Annotated in this window: 1 protein-coding gene; it reads left to right on the top strand. The window is 67.9% G+C overall.

All coding sequences use genetic code 11. The features are described 5' to 3' along the window. The coding region (locus ACWEPL_RS65190; RefSeq protein WP_452443077.1) for a type I polyketide synthase at positions 1-1,805 on the top strand (1,805 nt) is incomplete at both ends.

Genomic DNA, 1,805 nt, shown 5'->3' with positions numbered 1-1,805 from the left:
GCTGCGGTCCTGGGGCATGCCTCCGGTGAGGCGATCCAAGCGGGACGCCCGTTCAAGGATCTGGGCTTCGACTCCCTGACCTCCGTCGAGTTGCGTAACCGGCTCAGCCGGGCCGCCGGCATGAAACTGCCCGCCACCCTGGTCTTCGACCACCCCACCCCGACCGCGCTGGCAGCGCATCTGCTTCAGCGCGTCACCGGCAACAGCACGGCCGTCGCGGCCACACCCGTCCGGGCCGCGTCTGCGTCCGCGGGGATTGGGGAGCCGATCGCGATCGTGGCGATGGGCTGCCGCTACCCGGGCGGGGTGAACTCGCCGGAGGACCTGTGGGAGATGCTCGTGCAGGGCCGTTCGGGTATTTCCTCCTTCCCCGAGGATCGGGGCTGGGATCTGGAGGCGTTGTATGACCCGGATCCGGATCATGTGGGGACCACGTATCTGCGTGAGGGCGGGTTCCTGAAGGACGCGGCCGGGTTCGACGCGGCGTTTTTCGGGATCAGTCCGCGTGAGGCGATCGCGATCGATCCGCAGCAGCGGCTGCTGCTGGAGACGTCGTGGGAGGTTCTGGAACGGGCCGGGATCGACCCGGACGCGCTCCGCGGCACCCCGACCGGCGTCTTCATCGGCGGAACACACACCGGATACGGTGCGGATTCACCATCGGCCGACGTCGAAGGCTACTTGGTCACGGGCACATCCAGTTCGGTGATGTCAGGACGGGTGTCCTACAACTTCGGCCTCGAGGGTCCGGCGCTGACGGTGGACACCGCCTGCTCCTCCTCCCTCGTCGCCATCCATCTGGCCTGCGAGTCCTTGCGTAGAGGTGAAAGCACTCTGGCACTCGCAGGCGGCGTGACCGTGCTCCCGAACCCCGAACTGTTAATCCAATTCAGCCGTCAGCGTGGTCTGGCGAGAGACGGTCGATGCAAGGCGTTCTCGGATGAGGCCGACGGCACCGTCTTCTCCGAAGGCGTGGGCATCCTGCTGCTGGAGCGGCTCTCGGAGGCGCAGGCAAACGGCCACCGGGTCCTGGGGGTGATCCGCGGATCGGCGGTCAACCAGGACGGTGCCAGCAACGGCCTGTCGGCCCCCAACGGTCCCTCGCAGGAGCGGGTGATCCGCCAGGCGCTGGCCAACGCCGGCCTGGCCCCCAGTGACATCGACGCGGTCGAAGCCCACGGCACCGGCACCAAACTCGGCGACCCCATCGAGGCTCAAGCCCTCCTCGAGGTGTACGGAGCCCGTCCCGAAGAACACCCCTTGTGGCTGGGCACCGTGAAGTCCAACCTCGGCCACACTCAATGCGCCTCCGGGGTGGCGGGTGTGATCAAGATGGTCATGGCCGCCCGCGAAGCCCTCCTCCCGCAAACCCTGCACATCACCACCCCCACCACCCACGTCGACTGGGAACAAGGCCAAATCCGCCTCCTCCAACACCCCCAAACCTGGCCCGCACACAGCGACAAACCACGCCGCGCTGCCATCTCCTCCTTCGGCATCAGCGGCACCAACGCCCACCTCATCCTCGAACAAGCCCCCAACCCCACCATCACAGGCACAGGCCCCAACGCGGGCACCAGCACAAGCACCGCCGCAGGGGCTCAGGCAAGCACCGGTGCGGGCGCTAACGCGGGCAATGGCATAGGCGCAGGTACTGGCATTAACGCCGGCGCTGACAAGGACACCGGCACGGGCACCGAAGCTCCGCAACCCCTACCGCTGATCCCGGTAGCCCTCTCCGCCCGTGACCAGACCAGCCTGGCCGCTCAGGCCGCCCGCCTGGCCAGCCACCTCACCACCCACCC

It is taken from the genome of Nonomuraea sp. NPDC004186 (assembly GCF_053603495.1).
Note: the sequence above shows the minus strand (reverse complement) of the source record. Positions and strands in the feature narration are given on the sequence as shown.